The organism is Kitasatospora sp. NPDC028055 (assembly GCF_040637885.1).
Taxonomy (GTDB): domain Bacteria; phylum Actinomycetota; class Actinomycetes; order Streptomycetales; family Streptomycetaceae; genus Kitasatospora.
Map to the genome: position 1 here is coordinate 1 of NZ_JBEZXE010000107.1, position 3,359 is coordinate 3,359.

Here is a 3,359-nt window from a genome sequence, read left to right on the forward strand (position 1 = left end):
CGGTCTGAAAATCACCCGTCACGCCCCTCTCCGCACCCACCCCCTCCACCGCCCCCTCCCGCAGCGCGTCCCTCTCGCCTGGGGTGGGTGAGGGGAGGGGGGTGGTGGGGGTGGGTGGGTTGGTGCGGGTCGGGGGTGGGGGTTGGGGTGGGTGGGTTGGTGCGGGGTGCGGGTGGGTGTGCTGACCAGTGGAGGAGTAGCAGGCTGGCGAGGGCGGCGAGGGCGCACCAGGTGGAGATGAAGGCGAGGTGCCAGAGCAGGGCGCAGGCGAGGGCGCCTGTTGCGGTGAGGAGGCCGAGGCGGCGGAGTAGGTGGTCGGCGCTGAGGAGGAGGGAGCCGACGGTGGTGAGGAGGTAGCCGGTGAGTAGCAGGGCGGGGTGGGGGACGGCGGTTCCGTAGTCGAGGGTGTGGCCGTGGCGGGTGGCCGTTACCGGGTGGGTGGCGACGGTGGCTGCGAGGGGCACCGCCACTGCTGTGCCGAGCAGGGTGAGGAGGGCGAGCAGTCGGCGACGGGAGGGGCCGGCCGGGTGGCCGGGTTCGTGGGCCGCGCACCACACCCCGGCCGGTACCAGGACGGGCAGCAGCGGCAGGGCGATCACCGCCCAGGCGGTGCGGGCTGCCCCGGCGGGGCCGGCGGGTAGCTCACCGTCCGTGCCGAGCCAGACCAGGGATTCGACGAGTTGGTGCACGCCGAGGACCAGCGGGAGTGCGGCGAGCGGTAGGCGTTGCGGTCGGCCGGACCGTCGGGCGCGTACGAGGCAGGCCACGCCGACGCCCGCGACCACCGTGCCGGCCGCGGCGTCCGCCTGGGCGCTCCAGCACATCGGTGGGCCTACTCGGTTCTGCGGTCCGGGTCGGTGTCACGGTCGGTGTCACGGTCGGGGCCGTCGCCGCTGTCGGTGCTGCCGGACCGGTCCTCCGGTGGTGCGCCGATGGACTCCAGGGTTTCGCGGACGCTGCCGGGCATCGCGGGGTGCCGCCCGATCACGATCACCCCGATCACGATCGCCACCAGGCCGGCCGCCTGCCAGGCCAGTGCACCCGGGGTGACCCGCAGCCGGTCGCCGAGGAAGCCGACCGCACAGGCGATCCCGGACAGCGGCTGGGCGGCGGTCAGGGCAGGGAGGGACATCCGCAGCGGGGCGGCCTCGAAGGCGCTCTGTACCAGCAGCAGCCCGATCACGCCCGCCGCCACCACCGCGTACGGCTGCCAGGTGCGCAGCACCACCGCCAGCCCGTCGTGGTCGAGGCGCTGGGTGGTGGTGCGGGTGAGCGCGTCCTGGAGGCCATAGAGCAGTCCGGCGGCGAGGGCCAGCAGGGTGGCCTCCTCGAACAGCGGCAGCCGTCGGGCGAGCGCGACCAGCAGGAGGGTCAGCCCGGCCACCGTGCCGACCACCAGCCAGTGGCGCAGCTCCCCGGCGGCCGGGCCGCCGCCGGTCGGCCGCCCGGCCACGATGAACGCCGTCACCCCCAGGCCGAGCAGCAGCACCCCGACCCAGCCGGAGCGGCCGAGGGTCTGACGGGTCAGCACCCGGGAGAGCGCCATCGCGAAGATCAGGTTGGTCGCCAGCAGCGGCTCGACCAGGGACACCTCGCCCTGGTTGAGCGCGAGCGCGGACAGCAGCAGGCCGCTGACCATGAAACCGGTGCCGAGCAGCCACTCCGGCATCCGCATCAGGTCCAGCAGCAGGCGCCAGTGCAGCATGTCGGCACGGGGGGCCCGTTGCGCCGCGTGCTGCTGGAGGACGAAGCCGAGTCCCAGACAGCAGGCCGCGCTCAGAGCGAGGAGGAAGACCGCCACGGAGGGACCACCAGGTTGTCGCTGCCCCGCGCCGCGCCGGCGGCTCCGGGGAGGGACGGCGATCGCGGCGCGCTTCCGCCAGCGTACCGCCGGGGCGGCGGCCGGGCCGAGCGGACGCCGTGCGGCCGGATCGGGGCAGGCCCGGGCCCCGCGCTGACCGTACGGGCCCCGCGCTTGCCGCCACGGGCGGGGCGGGCGCACGCTGGTGTGAGCGGCCGCCACGGGCCCACCGCCCGGGTCGGCCGGGACCGGCGCGACGGGGGCCTGCGCCAGGAGGTGTGGCATGCACAACCAGTGGGACGTGGAGCTCAGCTTCGACGAAGACGGCGTGCACACGGTGTGCGACGCCAGGTTGACGGGCGCGCGGGCGCCGGGCCTGAGCGCGCACGGTGAGGCCGAGAAGAGTGCGGAGGACCGTCCGCTCGCCAGGATCGGCGAGGAGGTCGCGGCCTCCCGGGCCCTGGAGGAACTGTCCCGCAAGCTGCGGGCCCAGGCCAACGGGGAGATCGACGACGAGGGGCACCGTCCGGGCTACCTGATCTACTGAACCCCGCTGTGCCGTATCCGGCGCGGGCGCACGCACTGCGGCGCCTGGTCTTCAAGTTTGTTCCAGCGCAAGGGACTTGGGTGGCCGACACCCGTGGGCTACCGGATCGGCGCCTCGGTGCGGCACAGGCGCTCGGCGGCCGAGCGGACCTCGTCCGCCCAGGCGCGGTAGCGCTCGGACGGGCCTTCCGTGCGGATGTCCATCAGGTACTCGGGCCCGATGGCGTCGATGAACGCCTCCTCGGCCTCGGTGTCACCCCTCATGGCGAGGAAAGGGACCCCGCCCCGGCTGCGGGAGGTGACGCCCCGGAGCAGCGCGCCGGCAGCGGCCCTGGGGCTCTCACTCGAAGTTTCGGGCAGAGGTGAGGCCTTCGATGAAGGAGCGGAAGTCCGGGGCGAGGGCGAGTTCGGTGTCGAAGTCCGCATCGAACCAGGTAACGGAGGGTTCGTGGTGCCGGCCGCACGCCCGGTAGTCGAGCCCGATCCAACAGTGCCCGTCTCCCGAGAACAGCACCGACCCGGTTGGAAGGCCCCATTCCTTGACGAGGTACGGACTGTCGAGCAGGGAGATCGTTCCCTCGCGACGGCCGATGCCCAGCATGCTGTCGAAGGGGACGTGGTCGGTGCTCCAAGACGTCGGCCGGCTGGTGGGGAAGGCGTTCCAGTCGTCGGCGATCTCGCCGCCGTTCCGATGGCGCAGGAGGGCGAGCAGGGAGCCGGGAAGCGTGACGCCGAGCAGTTGCTGGGCCTCCACGATCGCCCGGCCGGTCAGCGCCGGCTGCACCGTGTACTCGCTACCGGTGTCCCACAGGGAGCGCTGGAGATCTTCGAAGCGTGCCATGGCCAGCATCGTAGGAGCGGTGTCCGACTGTCTCCCCCACGGGGGAGGGCGGCTGGGTGCGCGCAGGAAGTCGGCATGGCGACTCTGCTGGCGAAGTATTTGATCTAGGTCAGGCTCAGGCTGCCGTTGCGATGCCGTGTTGGGTGCAGAGTGCGTGGATGCGGGTGGGAC

General features: G+C 73.2%; 5 protein-coding genes. 1 reads left to right on the top strand and 4 read right to left on the bottom strand.

The annotated features are described in order from the left end of the window. Window positions 1-11: 11 nt before the first annotated feature. Window positions 12-824, bottom strand: coding sequence for a DUF6629 family protein (locus AB0F71_RS39790; protein ID WP_360246186.1), 813 nt, complete (start codon window positions 822-824; stop codon window positions 12-14). A gap of 8 nt (window positions 825-832) precedes the next feature. Then, window positions 833-1,801, bottom strand: coding sequence for a DMT family transporter (locus AB0F71_RS39795; RefSeq protein ID WP_360246189.1), 969 nt, complete (start codon window positions 1,799-1,801; stop codon window positions 833-835). 283 nt (window positions 1,802-2,084) lie between these two features. On the opposite strand from AB0F71_RS39795, the gene AB0F71_RS39800 reads away from it, so the two are divergent. After that, complete coding sequence (locus AB0F71_RS39800; RefSeq protein WP_360246192.1) at window positions 2,085-2,348, top strand: dsRBD fold-containing protein; 264 nt, start codon at window positions 2,085-2,087, stop codon at window positions 2,346-2,348. A gap of 98 nt (window positions 2,349-2,446) precedes the next feature. Here the strand turns inward: AB0F71_RS39800 and AB0F71_RS39805 are convergent, their stop codons facing one another. Beyond that, complete coding sequence (locus AB0F71_RS39805) at window positions 2,447-2,611, bottom strand: hypothetical protein (RefSeq protein ID WP_360246195.1); 165 nt, start codon at window positions 2,609-2,611, stop codon at window positions 2,447-2,449. Window positions 2,612-2,687: 76 nt separating this feature from the next. Further along, a complete protein-coding gene (locus tag AB0F71_RS39810; RefSeq protein WP_360246198.1) occupies window positions 2,688-3,188 on the bottom strand; it encodes an SMI1/KNR4 family protein in 501 nt (166 codons plus the stop codon). Between the last annotated feature and the right edge of the window lie 171 nt (window positions 3,189-3,359).